Annotated in this window: 19 protein-coding genes; all 19 read left to right on the forward strand. The window is 39.9% G+C overall.

Annotated elements, in window-relative coordinates:
• On the forward strand, nucleotides 1-574 hold a 574-nt coding region (locus tag CIK90_RS11095; protein WP_305775594.1), incomplete at its 5' end, for an ATP-grasp fold amidoligase family protein.
• 197 nt (nucleotides 575-771) lie between these two features.
• The gene (locus CIK90_RS11100) at nucleotides 772-1,752 is read left to right on the forward strand and encodes a Gfo/Idh/MocA family protein (protein ID WP_094465421.1); all 981 of its coding nucleotides are present in this window, start codon (nucleotides 772-774) and stop codon (nucleotides 1,750-1,752) included.
• A 33-nt stretch (nucleotides 1,753-1,785) separates the two neighbouring features.
• Nucleotides 1,786-2,931 carry a DegT/DnrJ/EryC1/StrS aminotransferase family protein gene (locus tag CIK90_RS11105; RefSeq protein ID WP_094465423.1) on the forward strand — a complete coding sequence of 382 codons (1,146 nt, stop codon included), beginning with the start codon at nucleotides 1,786-1,788 and terminating at the stop codon, nucleotides 2,929-2,931.
• Nucleotides 2,928-4,025, forward strand: coding sequence for a glycosyltransferase (locus tag CIK90_RS11110; protein ID WP_094465425.1), 1,098 nt, complete (start codon nucleotides 2,928-2,930; stop codon nucleotides 4,023-4,025). Before CIK90_RS11105 ends, CIK90_RS11110 begins: the two co-directional genes overlap by 4 nt.
• Nucleotides 4,022-5,170 carry a non-hydrolyzing UDP-N-acetylglucosamine 2-epimerase gene (wecB, locus tag CIK90_RS11115; protein ID WP_173849343.1) on the forward strand — a complete coding sequence of 383 codons (1,149 nt, stop codon included), beginning with the start codon at nucleotides 4,022-4,024 and terminating at the stop codon, nucleotides 5,168-5,170. Before CIK90_RS11110 ends, wecB begins: the two co-directional genes overlap by 4 nt.
• Nucleotides 5,163-8,144, forward strand: a complete 2,982-nt coding sequence (locus CIK90_RS11120; RefSeq protein WP_094465427.1) for an FAD-binding and (Fe-S)-binding domain-containing protein — start codon at nucleotides 5,163-5,165, stop codon at nucleotides 8,142-8,144. The genes wecB and CIK90_RS11120 overlap by 8 nt, the downstream gene beginning before the upstream one ends.
• A 2-nt stretch (nucleotides 8,145-8,146) precedes the next feature.
• Nucleotides 8,147-9,223: a nucleotidyltransferase family protein gene (locus tag CIK90_RS11125; protein WP_094465429.1), complete on the forward strand. Its 1,077-nt coding sequence runs from the start codon at nucleotides 8,147-8,149 to the stop codon at nucleotides 9,221-9,223.
• A gap of 4 nt (nucleotides 9,224-9,227) precedes the next feature.
• Nucleotides 9,228-9,791, forward strand: coding sequence for an N-acetyltransferase (locus CIK90_RS11130; protein ID WP_094465431.1), 564 nt, complete (start codon nucleotides 9,228-9,230; stop codon nucleotides 9,789-9,791).
• Nucleotides 9,788-10,198: an FdtA/QdtA family cupin domain-containing protein gene (locus CIK90_RS11135; RefSeq protein WP_094465433.1), complete on the forward strand. Its 411-nt coding sequence runs from the start codon at nucleotides 9,788-9,790 to the stop codon at nucleotides 10,196-10,198. Before CIK90_RS11130 ends, CIK90_RS11135 begins: the two co-directional genes overlap by 4 nt.
• A complete protein-coding gene (locus tag CIK90_RS11140) occupies nucleotides 10,185-10,604 on the forward strand; it encodes an FdtA/QdtA family cupin domain-containing protein (RefSeq protein ID WP_094465435.1) in 420 nt (139 codons plus the stop codon). Before CIK90_RS11135 ends, CIK90_RS11140 begins: the two co-directional genes overlap by 14 nt.
• Before the next feature lie 20 nt (nucleotides 10,605-10,624).
• A complete protein-coding gene (locus tag CIK90_RS11145; RefSeq protein WP_254046339.1) occupies nucleotides 10,625-11,059 on the forward strand; it encodes an acyltransferase in 435 nt (144 codons plus the stop codon).
• A gap of 27 nt (nucleotides 11,060-11,086) precedes the next feature.
• Nucleotides 11,087-12,211 carry a DegT/DnrJ/EryC1/StrS aminotransferase family protein gene (locus CIK90_RS11150; protein ID WP_094465439.1) on the forward strand — a complete coding sequence of 375 codons (1,125 nt, stop codon included), beginning with the start codon at nucleotides 11,087-11,089 and terminating at the stop codon, nucleotides 12,209-12,211.
• Complete coding sequence (locus CIK90_RS11155) at nucleotides 12,208-13,461, forward strand: glycosyltransferase family 4 protein (RefSeq protein WP_094465441.1); 1,254 nt, start codon at nucleotides 12,208-12,210, stop codon at nucleotides 13,459-13,461. Before CIK90_RS11150 ends, CIK90_RS11155 begins: the two co-directional genes overlap by 4 nt.
• 12 nt (nucleotides 13,462-13,473) lie before the next feature.
• Nucleotides 13,474-14,058 carry a sugar transferase gene (locus CIK90_RS11160; protein ID WP_094465443.1) on the forward strand — a complete coding sequence of 195 codons (585 nt, stop codon included), beginning with the start codon at nucleotides 13,474-13,476 and terminating at the stop codon, nucleotides 14,056-14,058.
• Nucleotides 14,059-14,087: 29 nt separating this feature from the next.
• On the forward strand, nucleotides 14,088-15,317 hold the full coding sequence (locus CIK90_RS11165; protein WP_094465445.1) for a hypothetical protein: 1,230 nt from the start codon (nucleotides 14,088-14,090) through the stop codon (nucleotides 15,315-15,317).
• A gap of 1 nt (nucleotide 15,318) precedes the next feature.
• A complete protein-coding gene (locus tag CIK90_RS11170; RefSeq protein ID WP_094465447.1) occupies nucleotides 15,319-16,368 on the forward strand; it encodes an ATP-grasp domain-containing protein in 1,050 nt (349 codons plus the stop codon).
• 1 nt (nucleotide 16,369) lies between these two features.
• Nucleotides 16,370-17,263 carry an NAD(P)-dependent oxidoreductase gene (locus CIK90_RS11175; RefSeq protein WP_094465449.1) on the forward strand — a complete coding sequence of 298 codons (894 nt, stop codon included), beginning with the start codon at nucleotides 16,370-16,372 and terminating at the stop codon, nucleotides 17,261-17,263.
• Between the two features lie 122 nt (nucleotides 17,264-17,385).
• The gene (locus CIK90_RS11180) at nucleotides 17,386-17,937 is read left to right on the forward strand and encodes a VanZ family protein (protein WP_094465451.1); all 552 of its coding nucleotides are present in this window, start codon (nucleotides 17,386-17,388) and stop codon (nucleotides 17,935-17,937) included.
• Between the two features lie 70 nt (nucleotides 17,938-18,007).
• Nucleotides 18,008-18,964, forward strand: coding sequence for a hypothetical protein (locus CIK90_RS11185; RefSeq protein ID WP_094465453.1), 957 nt, complete (start codon nucleotides 18,008-18,010; stop codon nucleotides 18,962-18,964).
• The last annotated feature ends 45 nt before the right edge of the window (nucleotides 18,965-19,009 follow it).

Raw genomic sequence — 19,009 nt, forward strand, 5'->3', positions numbered from 1 at the left:
TTTAAAATCGAATAATGGATGTGGAACAAATAGAATCGTTAAGGATAAATCTTTGATTGATTTAAAGAAAATAAAAAAAGAGCTTAAACAATGGATTATCCTACCAAATGGTTACGATAATGCGCAAATGCATAATACAAGAATTAAGCGTTGTATTATTGCTGAAGAACTTCTAAATAACGATTATAAGGACTTTTCACCTAATTCATTGGTCGATTTTAAAGTGTATTGTATTAATGGAATACCACGCTATATATGGGTAACATATAATAGGGTTGTGCTGGATCTAAATATGCAATTGTATGATACAGAATGGAAAATGCATCCTGAGTATTTAAGAAGCACATCTGCTGATGTTTACAACGAGAAGGATCCATTATTCCCAAAACCCTCATGCTTAAATGAGATGTTGGAAATTGCAAGAAAGATATCTGAGCCATTTAAGCAGATACGAGTAGACTTTTATATCGTTAATAACAAACCAGTAATAGGAGAATTAACAATGTCCACAGGATATGGGTTCTTTACTGAAGAGTTTCTTTTAAAACTGGGTGATATGATAAAACTCCCATAATCTAAAACGGGATGGGATAACTAATGTGTGTTTAATCTGAGAGTAAATAATAATATATTCCGATGTCGAAGCTACAAATGTTAAACCGTAATGTGGTAAAGGGTTGTGTTAAAGAGGTTAGTTTCTTTATACAAAACGTCAACAAGTGTGTGTTGGCTTGACAGGGATTTCATAATAAATAGTATACTATTTAAAAAATGGCAAATTTTGCATTAATTGGTGCCGCTGGCTACATTGCTCCGCGTCACATCAAGGCCATCGCTGATACGGGTAACAACCTGGTGGCCGCTTATGATCGTTTTGATAGTGTGGGAAGACTTGACAGTTCCTTCCCCGAGTGTTCATTCTTCACAGAGCAGGAGCAGTTCGAGCGCTTTGTTGAAAAGCTGAAGGGTACAAAGGATGAAATCCAGTGGCTTTCTATTTGCACTCCGAACTATACGCACGATCCGTTCATCCGCTACGGTCTTCGCAACGGTATGAATGTGATTTGTGAGAAGCCTATTGTGATCCACAGCCAGAGTCTGGAAGACCTGATTAAGGTTGAGGAAGAGACTGGCCATCAGGCTTACAATATCCTCCAGCTTCGTCTGCACGACAAGATTGCAGCTCTAAAAGAGAAGATTGAGAATGGTCCCAAGGACAAAAAGTATAACATTGACTTGACCTACATTACTTCTCGTGGTAAGTGGTATTACACCTCTTGGAAGGGCAACAACCACAAGTCTGGTGGTGTGGCTACCAACATTGGTGTTCACTTCTATGATATGCTCCAGTGGATCTTTGGTCCTGTGAAGGAGAATATTGTGAATGTAATGAGCTTTGACCGTGTGGCCGGTGTTCTTGAACTTGAGCGTGCTCACGTTAAGTACTTCCTGAGCATCAATGCAGACTGTCTGCCTGAGAATGCTGTACAGGGTGAGAAGAAGACTTACCGTACTTTGAACATTGATGGTGAAGAGTTCGAGTTCAGCCAGGGCTTTACTGAGCTGCACACCAAGAGCTACCAGAAGATTTTGGCAGGCGAAGGTTTCCGCATCAGTGAGGCTCGTAACTGCATCAAGATTGTTGAGGACATCCGTAACTGCACTCCTGTTGGATTGGTTGGTGACTACCATCCTCTGGCAGAGCGTCCTCTGTCAAAACATCCCTTCGGTTGGGATGACGTAAAGTACTAATTGAAAATTGACAGTTGATAATTGAAAATTAGTATGGCAAATAAGATTCAAATGGTTGACCTCAAAGGTCAATACCTCAAGATAAAAGATGAGGTAGATGCCGGCATCCAAAATGTCATTGACAATACGGCCTTTATCAATGGGCCTATTGTCAAGGACTTTGCCCAGCATCTGAGTGAGTATATGGGTGGTTGTCACGTGACCACTTGTGCCAACGGAACCGATGCCCTCCAGATTGCCTTGATGGCTCTGGAGTTGAAGCCGGGTGATGAGGTGATAGTTCCAGCTTTCACCTATGTGGCTTCTGCAGAGGTGATTGGACTTCTTGGCCTCACTCCCGTAATGGTAGATGTGGATTATGATACTTTCAATGTAACAGTTGATAATATCAAGAAGGCTCTCAGTCCCAAGACAAAAGCTATCATTCCTGTTCACCTCTTTGGTCAGAGCTGTGATATGGAGCCTATCCTTGCCTTTGCCAAGGAGCATAACCTGTATGTAATTGAGGACAATGCTCAGGCTATTGGCGCTGTATATACCTTCAGCGATGGCCATAAGGCAAAGACCGGCACAATGGGTACCATTGGTTGCACTTCATTCTTCCCGTCCAAGAACCTCGGATGTTACGGTGATGGTGGCGCTATCTTTACGAATGATGATGCTCTTGCAGAACGCATCCACATGATTGCCAACCACGGCCAGCGTGTGAAGTATCATCATGCTGTTATTGGCTGCAATTCTCGCTTGGATTCTATTCAGGCTGCAGTGCTTGATGTGAAGCTCCGTCATTTGGATGAGTATTGCAAGGCTCGTTATGAGGCTGCTTCCTATTATACCAAGCAGCTGAAGGCTTTTGATCCGGAGGAGAAATACTTCATTACTCCTAAAGAGTTGCCTAACAGTACCCACGTTTATCACCAGTACACCCTGAAGATTAAGAACGGCAAGCGTGATGAGCTGAAGAACTTCCTTGCAGAACAGGGAGTTCCCAGTATGATTTACTATCCGCTGCCGCTTCAGGAGCAGGAGGCTTTCAAGACTATTACTCGTGCTGGTGAGGCTTTGGATAAGTCTAGAGAGTGTGCTTATTCTGTGTTGTCACTTCCGATTCATACGGAAATGACTAAGGATGTGCAGGACATGGTAATAAAAAACGTAATTAATTTTTTTGCCAGATGAAGACAAGGGTATGCCATGTAGCAAGTAATCACTATGTTACCGATGCTCGTATTTTCAAGAAAGAGTGCAAATCTCTTTCTCGAAAATACGAAATGTATTTGATTGTACCGAACACAGAATGTAGAATAATTGACGATATCCATGTTGTAGGAGTGAATTTGCCTGAAGAACTTTTCAAAAGGATTTTTAACCTTAATCCTATATATGAAGCAGCATTGGAAGTAAATGCTGATATTTATCATTTTCACGATCCGGAATTGCTGCCAATAGCCGCTAAAATTAAGAGGAAAGGGAAAATTGTGATTTTTGATTCCCATGAAGATATGCCATCAGACATATTGGAAAAGCCATATTTACCCAGGTGGTCAAGAAAACTTATTTCTATAGTTTACGAAACTTATGAAAAAAGGACATTACGAAAGTTTGATGCTCTAGTCACAGTTACACCCAAAATAGTGGAAAGGTTAAGAACAATAAACTCCAATACCTATCTTATAACAAATTATCCGATTTTTAAGGATATACCAATTAATGAAAGTAGGTCACAACAAATATGTTTTACGGGATTAATATCTCACTTGTGGAATCATGTGCCTATTGTAAAAGCCTTAGAGAAGGCTAATGTGAAGTATGTACTAGCGGGACCAATGACTGAGCAATACAAAAAAGAATTATCGGCTTTGAAAGGTTGGGAGAAAGTGGATTATAAGGGTGTCGTACCAGCAAAAGAAGCAGAAAAAATACAAACAGAGAGTGTGGCAGGTATGGCGATACTGGGATATAGCCCCGTAGCTGGTGGCAAAGAAGGGACATTGGGGAACACGAAATTGTTTGAATACATGATGGCTGGAACACCAGTCATCGCTACAGATATGAGGTTGTGGAAAGAAATAATAGATAAATATCAGTGTGGTATCTGCGTCAACCCTGATTCTGATGAAGAAATAGCTGCTGCTATAACAAAGTTGATAAACAGCCCGGAATTAGTATCTTCGATGGGAAAAAACGGTAAAGAAGCTGTAAAAAAGGAATTTAATTGGGAAACTCAAGAGAGGACCCTTTTTGAAATGTACGATAAAGTTTTGAATTCATGATAAAGCTATTAACAATAATAGGGGCTAGACCCCAGATTATAAAGGCTGCTGCCATATCAAGGTCTGTGGCAAAGTATTTTCCAGACAAAATTGAAGAAAAAATTCTTCATACTGGCCAGCACTATGATGCCAACATGTCCCAAGTGTTCTTTGACGAATTAGGTATACCACAACCTGATTATAATTTAGGTGTAGGATCGGGTAGCCATGGTGTTCAAACAGCAAAGATGATAGCTGGTATTGAAGAAGTGCTGACATCAGAACATTTCGATGGTATCATCCTCTATGGTGATACCAACTCCACTCTTGCTGGAGCAGTTGCTGCATCAAAGATTCATATTCCTGTGTTCCATATTGAAGCGGGCTTGCGTTCTTTCAATATGACTATGCCGGAAGAGGTAAACCGCATCGTGTGCGATCAGTTGTCTTCCATTTGTTTCTCTCCGACCCAAACTGGTATTGACAACTTAAAACGCGAAGGATTCTTTGAATCCCTTGCAAAGTTTAAGAATGGGAAAGGACGTTTGGTTGTGAATAGCGGAGATGTTATGTACGATAATAGCATGTATTTCGCTTCGCTTGCTGAACAAAAATCGGATATTCTCACAAGACTTAATATAAAGCCTGGTGAGTATATTCTCACTACAATTCACCGACCTAATAATACAGATGACCCTGCACGCTTAACGGCAATTATTTCTTCACTGTTGTCAATTACAGAACGTGATGGTATCACACTAGTTTTACCCTTGCATCCGAGAACAAAGAATCTGCTTGATAAGAACCTTGCAAAGGATGTATATAAGAAGCTCCTCAGTTCACCACGAGTGAAGATTATTCCTCCAGCATCATTTTTTGAGATTATTGTACTTGAAAAGAATGCGAGAATCGTTATGACTGATAGCGGTGGTGTGCAGAAGGAATCCTTCTTCTTTGAACGTCCCTGTGTCATTTTACGTCCAGAAACTGAATGGGTAGAAATAGTGAAACATGGTGCCGGAATTATTGCAGATGCAGATCCAGAACGTATTATTCATGCTTACGATAAGCTTGTTGGTACCGCACCTACATTCCCTCCGCTTTTTGGGGATGCACACGCATCTGAGCATATTCTTGCTACTATCCAAAAATACTTAAATGGCTAAAATTTTTTCTGACAGTCTCCATAGAATCGCGTACTCTACCGATGCCTCTACCTACCGGGAGGTACCACAAGGTGTGGCATATCCCGAAACGGTTGATGATATCAAGTCATTGATTAAAGAGGCAAAGCAAAGGAAAACGCATTTGATTCCCCGAGCTGGTGGTACTTCCATTGCCGGACAAGTGGTGGGGAAGGGGATTGTTGTGGATATCAAAGGCTGGAACAAGATCCTTGAAATCAACCAGGAAGAGAAGTGGGCATGGGTACAGCCAGGTGTAGTACGTGATGAGCTGAATATAGCACTCAAACCTTACGGCCTTCATTTCAGCCCAGAAACATCTACCAGTAACCGCTGTTGCATAGGAGGCATGTTTGGCAATAACTCCTGCGGAACACACTCATTGATTTATGGAAGTACCCGTCATCATGTGATAGCTTGCAAGGGAATATTGTCTAACGGTAGTGAGTTTGATACAGAGAAGTTTGCTGAAGACGGTTATTGCTACACTAGACCATTTTTAGAGTCTTTGGTAAGACAATTAAATAGATGGGCTAAAGATGAAGCGATAAGAAACCTTGTTGAAGAGAACTACCCAGATAAGACTCTACAACGTCGTAGTTGCGGCTATGCCATAGATGAGGCGATAGAGATTGTAGAAGAGAATCCTGGACTTGCTTTTTGCAAATTGCTTGCAGGTTCTGAAGGAACGCTTGCATTTATCACTGAAATCAAGGTCTCCCTTGATCCTTTACCACCTAAAGAAAAGATGGTGGTATGTGCCCACTGCATTACCCTTGAAGGAAGCTTTGAGGCCAACCTAATTGCACTCAAACACAAGCCTGCAGCCGTAGAACTGATGGACGGCAAGATTCTGGAACTAAGCTTCCAGAACCTTGAACAGAAACGCAACTCCTTCTTTGTAGAAGGTATGCCTGCCGCTCTGCTGATTGCAGAATTCTGGGGGGATACAAGAGAAGAGATAGATGCAAAAGCAGCTGCCTTTGAGGAAGACGCAAAAGCATCCGGTCTGGTATATACCAATACCCGCGTTTATGGTTATGATGTAGCCAAAGTCTGGGATTTGAGAAAGGCCGGTTTGGGTGTATTAAGCGGTATGAAGGGTGATGCAAAACCCATTGGCGTGATAGAGGATACCGCTGTTGCCCCAGAACGTCTGCCAGCCTATATGAAGGACTTCCGCGAGATGTTGGAACGACTTCATACATCCTGCGTGTATTACGGCCATATCAGCACGGGAGAACTTCACTTGCGTCCAATCATCAACATCAAGACTGCAGAAGGCAAGAAACTATTCCGTGAGATTGCAGAAGAAACAGCCAAGCTGGTTCGCAAACACAAAGGTAGTCTTAGTGGAGAACATGGCGATGGCCGTTTACGTGGAGAGTTTATCCCTCTGATGTATGGTGAAGAGGTTTACCAGTTAATGCGAGAAGTAAAGCATTGCTGGGACCCTGATGGTGTGTTCAATATGAACAAGATTGTGGACACACCTCCTATGGATGAATGGCTTCGCTTTGAAGTAGGACAGAAATACAAAGTTGAGGAAGAACTCTTATCCAACAATACTTACTATAATTGGCGTGCTGCCTTTGATGAATGTAAAGTAGAAGGAGCCAGTGGTGTTAGAAGCCAAGCCCACGCTTTGATGTGTTCCATTGAGCAATGTAATGGTGCAGGCGCCTGCTTGAAATCTAACCTGATAGGCGGAACTATGTGCCCGGCCTACATGGTGTCAAATGATGAAACAAAATCCACTAGAGCAAGGGCAAATATACTCCGTGAGATCTTAACAAGAGGATTTGAAAGCGAAGCATTCAAGGATGTAGTTGCTGGCAAGAGCGTTTTTGACATCAAAGAACTGTCAGAAGTTCTTGATAGCTGTTTGGCCTGTAAGGGTTGTCTTTCAGAATGTCCGTCCAATGTGGACATGACCAAGTTGCGTTCAGAGATTTTGCAACAGAAATACGACCGCCATGGAACGCCCTTCCGCTCTTGGATGGTGGCTCGTATGGCAAAGATGGAAGAGTTTGGCGCAATGGTGCGGCCGTTCTATAACTTCTTTGCCACATTTAAACCCTCTGCCTGGGTAATTAAAAAGATTGTTAGGTTTTCTACAGAACGCCAGATTCCCAAGTTAAGTCGCTACAGTATGCGGAAGCTTGTGGAGATAGAGAACAAGAAATATAAAGCAGATCCCAGTAAGCGTAAAGTCTATCTGTTTGCAGATGAATTTACAAACCACCAGGAAGCAGAATTGGGATTGACCTTTGCTAAGTTGCTTTTGAAACTCGGTTATGCGGTTGAGATACCAAAGCATGTAGAAAGTGGACGTGCGGCATTCTCAAAAGGGTGTCTAAAACTGGCAAAGAAGTATGCTGTGAAGAATGTGCAGATGCTACAATATGTTACTTCGGATGAAACACCACTTGTTGGAATAGAGCCATCTTGCATACTCTCTTTCCGTGATGAGTACCCGGATATAGTACCTGCTGAGTTAAGAGAAACTGCAAAGAAACTTGCAAAGAACTGTCTGCTCTTTGATGAGTTTATTATGCGAGAGGTTCAGGTCGGTCGTATTTCTTCTGAATCATTTAGGGAATTATCTGCTGAAATATTCTTGCACGGCCACTGCCATCAGAAGTCTTTGATTGGAGTAGGGAAATGTGCTGAAATGCTGCGATTGATTCCAGGTGTTAAGGTGAATGTGATCCCAAGCGGCTGTTGTGGTATGGCGGGTTCTTTCGGTTATGAAAAAGAGCATTATGAAATATCCAAAGCCATTGGCGAAATGGTATTGTTTCCGACCGTACGGAAAGCAACTGAAAGCAAAGAGGATAATGTAATAGTTGCAGCACCTGGTACATCCTGCCGACAACAGATCTTTGAAGGAACTGGGGTAAAAGCATTACACCCAATCAGTGTGTTATTCGTAGCCTTAAAAGAAAAAGATTAGAAATGGAAGATAAGCTTTTTAAACTGTTGCGCATAGGACTGGAAATCACTAAACCTAATAATGAGGATTTATCTCCTTTTATGGATATATCTGAATTTGAATGGAACGAATTAATAAATATTGCTCAGGAACAGGGAGTGTTAGGATTTACATTCGATGGTATCGAAAAAATTAATTCGTTTGTTGAATTCAAGAAAAGTTCGACATGGTTTTATGAAGCTTATAACGGAGTTTTATTAAGGGAGTCTTTAAATGCAAAACAACAAAATGCTATAGTAGATCTATGCACCTTATGGAAACAGCATGAAATACAAATGCTTCTGCTTAAGGGTCAAGGTAATGGCTTAAACTATCCCAAACCATTACACCGTGACTGTGGGGATATTGATTGCTTTTTATTTGGTCAGTATGATAAGGGGAATGATATTATACGCTTTAAGGGTATTCCTGTAAATGAGGACTGGGAAAAACATTCAAAGTTCACCTTTAATGGAGAAACTGTTGAGAACCACCAGTTTTTCGTAATGACACTTGATGAAAAATGGTGGAAAACGCTTCATAATGAATTATCGGTTTTATTAGCCGAAGAGGAAGCAAAGATAATAGAGAATTGTTATTTTGTACCACCAGTGCAATTTAATGCGTTGTTTTTGACTTACCATGCGATGGCACATTTTGAAGCCGGGAATATGAGATTAAAACAGATTCTTGATTGGGCAATGTTTGTTAAAGTGAACAATGATGTGATTGACTGGGGACTCCTACGAAAAGAATGTAAAAAGTATAAGATGGACGCATTTCTAGATGTTATGAATGGTATTATCTTAAGATTCTTTTACATTAAGGCGAATGGAGAAAAATGTAATATAATTAATGATCACTTTTTGAATAAGGTAATGTGGTCTGTATTTTATGACAAAGACTTTATTTGGAAAGATGATAGCAAAAGTAGATGGGCAGGGCGTTTCCATTTTCTGTTTTATGTTCTAAAAAATAGATGGAAGTTTAATCTCGTCGGCAGTTCTTCTTTTAAACAATTATGGCTATACGTAACAACATATAGAGAACGAAATAAGTAAAAATATGGAAGAAAAAAAGTATTATTGTCATGAGTCTAGTTATGTAGACGAAGGCGTGCAGATAGGTGAGGGTACCAAGATTTGGCATTTCTGTCACGTGCAGAAAGGTGCCGTGATTGGTAAGAATTGCTCTTTGGGACAGAATGTGAATATTGGTAATAACGTGAAGGTTGGTAATGGTGTCCGCATCCAGAACAACGTTTCTGTGTATGAGGGCGTTGAACTCGAAGACAATGTTTTTTGCGGCCCCTCATGTGTGTTTACCAACGTTACCACGCCTCGTGCTCATTTCCCTGTGCATGGGGTATATGCAAAAACTATAATTAAAGAGGGTGCTTCCCTAGGTGCTAACTGTACTATTGTATGTGGCCATAATGTAGGTAAATCTGCATTGATTGGATCAGGTGCCGTGGTTGCTAAAGATGTAAAGGACTATGCTTTGATGGTTGGTGTACCAGCCAAGCAGATTGGATGGGTGTGTGAGTGCGGAAAGCGTTTGGATGATACATTGAAGTGCGAGTGTGGTAGGATGTATGAATTAAAGGACGGTAACCTTTATCAATTATGAATACTCCTAAAATAATAGAGCTCCCAAAGTTCCTTGATGCAAGAGGAAATCTCTCATTTGTTGAACAGGAGAAGCATATTCCTTTTGTCATAAAACGCACTTATTGGTTATATGATGTACCGGGAGGTGAGTGCCGAGGCGGTCATGCCTACAAAGAAAACCAAGAATTTATAGTCGCGCTATCTGGAAGTTTTGATGTCGTACTTGATGATGGGCTAAAAAAGAAATCATTTACGCTTAACAGATCTTATTATGGACTATATGTTCCAAAGGGACTATGGCGAGAAATGGAAAACTTTTCTACAAATTCGTTGGCTATGGTATTGTCATCAACATATTATGACGCCAATGATTATGTTCGTGACTATGATGTATTTCTTAAAATGAAAAAAGATGGAAAAATATAGTGTTTATGACTGTACAATGATAGAGTTGGATAAGCATCATAGTGATAGAAAAGGTAATATATCGGTAGTACAGAATGGAGATACCATTCCATTTGACGTAAAGCGAGTTTATTATCTCTATGATGTACCAGGGGGCGAATCAAGGGGCGCTCATGCACATCGTAATTTAAGCCAATTAATCGTGGCAGCCAGCGGAAGTTTTAGAGTTACTTTAGATGATGGTAACGTAAAGCGTAGTTTTATGCTTAACCGACCTTATCAGGGACTTTATGTGAAACCAGGCATCTGGCGCGACTTGGATGATTTTTCATCTGGTGCCGTTTGTATGGTGCTGGCCTCTGATGTTTACCAAATAGAAGATTATATTCGTGATTACGATGAGTTTTTAGATTTTAGAAAGAAATGATACACAGGTTGGCTGATTGTATGAATCCTAATGTACCAGAAAGTACAAAGGTATGGCAGTATTGTGTGATTTTCCCAAATTGTAAGATTGGGGAAAATTGTAATATATGCTCCCATTGTCTCATAGAGAACGATGTGGTGATTGGGAACAACGTTACAATTAAATGTGGAGTACAAATCTGGGATGGCATCACACTGGAGGATAATGTAATGATTGGTTCCAATGTGACATTTACCAATGATATGTATCCGCGTTCCAAGAACAAGAACTGGACTCTTCTTAAGACGAAAGTATGTAAAGGAGCTACAATTGGTGCTGGTTCAGTTATTCTTCCCGGTATTATCATTGGGGAAGGGGCTTTTATTGCTGCAGGTTCTGTTGTAACCAAAGATGTCCCTGCTGGTGAGTTGTGGTTAGGCAATCCCGCAAAGTTTTATAGAAAAGTAGACTTCTGATAATTGATAATTGAAAATTTTTAGAATATGAACATACCCTTTTTAAGTCTGAAAGATGTTACGGCTCTACATGGAGCTGAAATAAATGAGGCTGTAAGCCGTGTTGTAAATGGTGGTTGGTACCTCCAAGGCAAGGAGAATGAGCAGTTCGAAGATAACTACTCTAAGTTTATAGGAACAAAGTATACCATTGGTTGTGCCAACGGTCTGGATGCTCTCATCTGGATTTTCCGTGCATACATTGAGATGGGTGTGATGCAACCTGGTGATGAGGTGATTGTTCCTGCAAACACTTATATAGCCACAATCCTTGCCATTACGGAAAATGGATTGAAACCTGTATTGGTTGAGCCTAAGCTCAACACATTGGAGATAGATGATGATCTTATTGAAGCTTCTATCACTCCTAAGACAAAGGCAATTGCTATTGTGCACTTGTATGGCCGCAATGCCTATACAGACAAAATTGGCACTTTGTGCAAGAAATACAACCTGAAATTGATTGAGGACAATGCTCAGGCTCATGGCTGTAAACATACTGATGGTCGCGTTACTGGTTCAATAGGTGATGCTGCCGGACATAGTTTCTATCCTGGCAAGAACCTTGGTGCACTTGGTGATGGTGGAGCCGTCACAACCAATGATCCTGAGCTGGCTGCTGCTGTTCGTGCTCTGGCCAACTATGGTAGCCAGAAGAAGTATGTGTTCAAGTACACCGGCCGTAATAGCCGTCTGGATGAGATACAGGCAGCTGTATTGGATGTAAAGTTGAAGTACCTGGTTGAGGATAATCAGCATCGTAAGGAGGTGGCTCATTATTACTATGAGCATATCAACAATCCGTTGATTACTTTGCCAGATTTACTCCCTGATGAGCAGAATGCTTACCATCTCTTCCCGATTTTGGTAGCTGATGGTAAGCGTGATGCATTGCACGACTATTTGGAGCAGAATGGAGTTGGTACTGTATGCCATTATCCTATTGCCCCACATAAACAGGAATGCTATGCTAAGGAAGCATGGAATATACCTCAATTGAGTTTGCCTATTACTGAGAAGATTGCAGATGAGGAGTTGAGTTTGCCTATTGGACCGGCTATTACAAAAAAGGAAGACACCCAAATCGTTGAACTTATCAACCAGTTTAAATGATGGGATCAAAGAAGGTTATATGGCTGGTTTGCAATAATGTACAACCACCTGAGATAGATACACATCTTAGACATCAGAAATTTGCCAAGTTTTTGAAGCAGGATGGTTATGAAGTATATATTATTGGAGCCAGCTATCTTCACTACAGCAAGAAGAATCTGATAGAAGGAAAAGAAGATTATATAAGAAGAAACTATCCAGACTTAAACTATATATTTATAAAAGTTTCTTCATATACTAACAATACTGGTATCAGGAGGTTCTATTCAAACTTCCAATTTGCGTGGAATCTTTTCAAAATAAGAAATAAACTACCGAAACCAGACATAATTCTTCATAACACTAGAATTCCCTGCGATGTACCGATTTATTGGATATCCCAAAGACTAAATGCTACTTATATTACAGAAACATGGGATTTGTGGCCATATGGATTTGCGACAGCGGGGTTATTTAAAAATGATGGTATACCGATGAGGTTATTCTATTGGATTGAAAAATTCATATATTCTCATGCGGAAAGAAATATATTTACACTTGCAGGTTGTAAACAGTATTTAAAGGATCATAAATGGGATAAAGAACAAGGGGGGCCAATTGATTTAGACCATGTCCATTATATTAATAATGGTATTGACTTGGTTGAATTTGAGAAATATAAAAATGAGTATCAGATAGATGCCCCAGAGTTGCGAGATCCGAATACTTTCAAGATATTGTATTTGGGTTCTGTAAGTATTATAAATGGAGTAGATAGAATAATAGAAACTGCAAAATTATTTAAAGGTGACAATAAAGTATCATTCTTGATATTTGGTGATGGCACAGAAAGAGAAGCTCTTGAAATCAAAGTGAAAAATGAACATATAGACAATGTACATTTTATGAACAAGTGGGTTGAGATCAAGTATGTACCATATATTATTTCATGCTCAGATATTAACCTATTGAATTATACTCAGACAGGCGACATGAAATACGGAGGCAGTCAAGGGAAACTATTCCAATATTTGGCAGCAGGAAAGCCAATAGTATCTAATAATATTATAGGCTATGATATTGTTAGATATTATGGGGCGGGGGTATCTGAGGATATCAAAACACCGGAGCAGTATAAAAATATTCTTTGTTCATTAATGAATGATAAAGCATCGTATGAAAAAATGAGTATAGCTGCAAAAAAAGCTGCTCAGAACTTTGATTTTAAAAACCTATATAGATTGTTTAAGGAAGTTTTAGACGAACTTTAATTTGTGTCAATAATGTATAAGCATTTCTTTAAACGAATAATTGACTGTGCACTGTCAATTATCGGGTTGATAGTGAGTTGCATTCCTATGATTATCATAGCGATTGCTATCAAGATAGATAGTAAAGGTCCTGTGTTTTTCAAACAGAGAAGATTAGGTAAAGGGACTAAACCTTTTACCGTCTTTAAGTTCCGTACCATGTGCGATCATGCTTACGAAATGGGTGGCATCGCAACCAGTGCTAGTGATTCCAGAATCACAAAAGTGGGTGGTTTCCTAAGGCGTACTAGTTTAGATGAACTTCCTCAGATGTTCAATGTACTGAATGGAACAATGGCTATCATTGGGCCAAGACCTATTCTTGACTGGGAGTGGGATGAATATAAGGAAAACAAAAGGTTTGCAAAGCGTTATGATGTCCTGCCTGGGTTCTTCTGTACAATAGATTTGGTGAATCGTGCAGCTTTACGTGAAGACCAGTTTGAAGCAGATGCTGCTTATGCAGAGAACCTGTCATTCTGGTTGGACGTAAAGACCTTCTTTGGTGTGATTGCTCCAGTACTGTCTGGTGACCATGTCTATAGGGATGAAAGATAAAATGAATATAAACGAAATAATATACTGATATGTATAGCATTGAGAAATTACAGGCTTTAGAAAAGCAGTTTGGTTCTCCCATCTATCTTTTCCGTGAAGAGGACTTTGTGAAGAACTATAAAGAGTTTGTGGCTTGCTTCAACAAGTATTACTCTAAGTATCAATTGGCATACAGCTACAAAACCAACTATACACCAGCTATCTGTAAGCTGGTTAAAAGCCTTGGTGGTTATGCTGAGGTGGTGAGTGATATGGAATATTCTGTAGCCCGTGCAGTTGGCTATGAACCTTATCAGATTGTGTATAATGGACCGTTCAAAAAGGAACTTGGAAAAGAGACTCTTCTGAATGGTGGTATCATTAATGTGGATAATCTGGAGGAGTTGAAGAACATCTGCAAGATTGCTGACGAGAACCCAGACAAAAACCTTGAGATAGGTATCCGTGTTAATATCAATATTGGTCAGCACTTCATTTCTCGTTTTGGTATTGATACTGATAGTCCTGATTTGCAGAAAGCTTTTGATATGGTGGCTGCTGTTAAGAATCTGGAGGTGGTAGGCTTGCATTGTCATGTGGGTCAGAGCCGTACTGTAGAGGCATGGAGCAATCGTGCAACTATCATGCTGGCACTGGCTGACAAGTATTTCCCCAATAAGGCTCCCAAATTTATCGATATGGGTAGCGGTATGTTTGCCCGTATGGAGGAATCACTAGCCAAGCAGTTTGGTGATAACATTCCTACTTTTGAGGATTATGCCAAGACTGTAGCCGTTCCTTTCGCAGAACATTACAAGCATCTGTCACAGGAAGAGAAACCCATCTTGATGACGGAACCAGGAACCACTGTTATCAATAGCTATATTGATTTCATTGGTAAGGTGGAAAGCATTAAGCACATTAAGGGGCATGAGTTTGTTGTTCTGAACTGCAGCAAGGATAATCTGGGTGACATCTGCAAGATGAAGAAGATGCCGTTGCAGATTGTTCATGTGAACAAGGAACAGGAGATGCTTAATGAGGCAGAATTTGTTGGTTACACCTGCTTGGAGCACGATGTGATGTACCCTGACTATAAAGGCTCACTAGGAGTAGGGGACTATGTCATTTTTGGGAATGTAGGTGGTTATAGCAATGTTTCCAAGCCGCCATTCATCTTCTGGAACTGCCCCATGATTGGCCAGAAGGCTGATGGCTCTTGCTATGTGATGAAGAAGGGTGAAACATTTGAGGATGTATTTACAACTTACGTGATTTAATATGAGCGAGTTTAAGAATCTAACTGTGCTGCTGTCTGCTTGTGGCGCACAGTTCGCGCCAGGGTTGGTGAAATGCCTTAAAGACAACGGAGAGCGTGAAATCCGTGTTATAGGTATTGATATGCACTATGACCCTACGCTTGATGGACTTTATGATGGGATCTATGAAGTACCCGCTGCTTCAGATCCTAAATATATTGATGTTATTCTTGACATCTGCAAGAAGGAGAACGTGGATGTTGTGTTGCCTTTTATGTCAGCAGAGCTTATCCCGCTTCTTGACCGCAAGGCAGATTTTTACAAACTGGGAATAAAGGTAGCCGTTGGCGATAGAAAGACCATCGAGACCACCATCAACAAGTATAACTTCTATGCCTTCTTGAAAGAGCAAGGGTTGAAAGTCCCCAGGTTTCATGTTATCAAGAAAGCATCTGAATTGAAAGAAGCTTGTGAAGCAGTTGGATATCCGGAATATCCCGTATGTGTAAAGGCAACAGAGCTTAGTGGTAGCCGTGGTATCAGAATGATTGATCCTTCAAAGTCAAGGTTTGATATCCTGTTTGGCGAAAAGCCCAATTCATTCTTTACATCTTTTGAGGATTTACAGGCAACTCTGAACGAGCGTCCTGAAATACCGGAAATGATGGCTATGGAATATCTTCCTGGCGAAGAGGGTTCTGTGGATTTGATTGCAGACCACGGCAAGATTGTCTATATGTGCTATCGTGAAAGCAACGTAAATCTGGCCAGTATTCCACAGGCTGCTACCTTGTCATTTAATAAAGAGGCATATGAGATTGCTGAGTCTGTTGTTAAGGCTTTAGGTCTTGATGGTTCTGCAGATTTGGACTTCAAATATGATCGTGACGGTAAACCTGTACTAATGGAGATTAATCCTCGCATTGCTGCCACTATGCAAATTTTTAAAGAGGGAGGTTTGAATCTGCCTTACTTGCGTATTAAACAATTGTTAGGAGAGGAGCTTCCCAAGATTGATATCAAGTATGGTGTTAAGATGAAGAGAAGGTATCTTGAAATGTTTACAAAATAATATGGAGAAGTTATTATATACAGGTGGTACGGGCTTTCTTGGATTCAATACAAAGCCTATTCTTGATCAAATGTATGAAGTGACCACCATAGGTATAACGGATAGGGACGTAATAAAGGCAAACTTTGCCAAAGAAGTACCTCAACTATCTTGTCGATATGACATTGTACTTCATGCTGCAGGCAAAGCCCACATTAACCCCAAATCTCAGAAGGAAATACAATCTTTCTATGATATTAATTATCAAGGAACAGTAAACCTTTGTAAAGCATTGGAGAATGTTGGTGTACCAAAGTCCTTCATTTTTATCAGTACTTGTGGCGTCTATGGTATTGATAATGGAAACTATGTAACTGAGGATTATCCACTCGCAGGAGAAGAACCCTACCAGAAAAGTAAGATTATGGCAGAAGAGTTTCTAACCAAATGGTGTGAAGAACATAGCGTTATCCTTGGAATACTACGCCCCAGTTTGATGGCAGGAAAGAATGCTCCAGGTAATCTTGGGGCAATGGTTAATGGTATAAAGACAGGAAAGTATTTGAGCATAAATCATGGTAAGGCCAGAAAAAGTCTGCTGATGGCAGAAGATATAGCATATCTTGTACCACTGGTGGCAGAAAAAGGGGGTGTGTATAATGTCTGTGATGATGACCAACCTTCATTTGGTGAGTTAGAAGAACTGATAGCAACACAGTTAGGTAAGAGAAAACCATTCTCAATCCCTTATTGGATGGCAAAGTGCTTGGCTTTGGTTGGCGATATATTTAGTTTCTTTCCTATAAATTCTTCTCGGCTTGAAAAAATAGTGAATTCAGATACTATAAGTAACGAAAAGGCAAAGAGAGAATTAGGGTGGAAACCAATGAGTGTTTTGGAGAATTATAAAATTTAAGACACATATCAGAGGTTTATTCCATGGATGAAACAAGGGATAGCTCCTTGTTTCACTTTCGCAATATCTTCAAGACTTGATATTCGTTTTAACTCCACAGTGGGGAAAAGGGATAACAACGAATGATTAACAATCCAGTAGTATTCTCGATTGATTACCTAGCTGATGCATCCAAGGATATTCCTAACATGGTGGTTCAGCTGTCGTTCTTGGTGATGAGTGGTATCATTGTTATGGTGTTCGCTTTCGCTAAGGATCTGAATCAAGCAAGGAAAGGGGTGATGACGACAGTACTGATAGAGTATATGTTTCTCATCCTTGCTTCTTGTGTTATTTATCGAGCAACAGGTGATGTGATGAAATACGAACTCACACCATTCTGGAGTTATGTGGCTATTGATGCTGGGCAGACGGAATTGATTGAAGAGAATTTGATGAATATCGCTCTTGGTATTCCTGTCGGTTTCTTGTTGAGTTTCATCTTTATACATCGTTCATGGTGGAAAGCTGCATTTGTGGGATTTGTTTTCTCCAGTGTCATAGAGTTAAGTCAGTTGCTTCTTAAGCGTGGCCTCTGTGAATTCGATGATGTTTTACACAATACCCTCGGATGCGTTATCGGCTATGGTGTAGGAGTGATGATGCTGTGGGGGATTGGGAAGGTGAGAAGGTGATTTGAAATAAGTTATACAATTGAGCAAACAATCATATTATTATTTAAGTTCTAAAGATAATATTGAGAATATGGCAAATAAGAAAAAACGTGTTGATATTGTTAGCGTACATATAGAAAGTCAGGTTGACGGTGTAGAGGCTCCTTCATTTACAGATTTGTTATCATTGTTGTTTGGTAAAGTAGAGCTGTATGAATCCAAAATATATGAGTTTCGGTCGCTCGCTACTACGTTGGAAAATTGTAAAATTGGCTTGGTTGAAACTATACAAGATAAAGATATTCCACCAATAAAGAATAAAGAAACCAAGGCTTTTAGTAAAGTACAAATCAATACGGCAGAAGAAGGATTGGCTTTTGGTAATGTTTTTCTTTATAATACTCGTTTGCAAGTGTTGATATACGAAGTGAATAAAAATGGTTGCTATCTGCAAACATTAAAGGAATTACTTGAAAAGGAGTGGATAGAAAACAATGAAGGCAAAGAAATCAATATAGTATTTGCTGCTGTTTGTAGGTTGGATGAGTATCATCGAATTCTTCAAATGATTAATTATCGAAAAATATGTTATGAAATATGCTGTCCGTCAGAAGTGTTAAATGCTTTAAATATGATGGAGGATTCAGTGTATAAAAATTTGCTTAAATCTCAACTTGATGCTGCAAATGATAATAATATAAATGTTATTTCAATTGAGCAAAAATGTAATCCCATTAAGATTAATAGAGAAGGAATACAAGTGAATTTTGCTCGCGGTTTTGCAGGTTTATTTAATCGTTTATGTGTGTTAGGTCAAAAGAAAAATATTAAAAAGGTTAAGATACATGGATATACTTTGGATCCAGAATCGGAAAAACAAAGGACTGCAACCATTGACCTTTTAGCGGATGTTTTCGATGAGTATATTACGATTCCTGAAGTCCAAGTTCAATCATCACTGCAAGTTGACGAAAGAAAATTATCAATAGAACAACTACATGGGAGGATTTACGACGAACTTTCATCGATACTAAGTATTGCAGAGTAATTATGAAGTCTTGTAGCAGAATTATAGAAGAATATGGTGGATATA

Origin of the sequence: Prevotella sp. P5-126 (assembly GCF_002251185.1) — a bacterium.
Taxonomy (GTDB): Bacteria; Bacteroidota; Bacteroidia; order Bacteroidales; family Bacteroidaceae; genus Prevotella.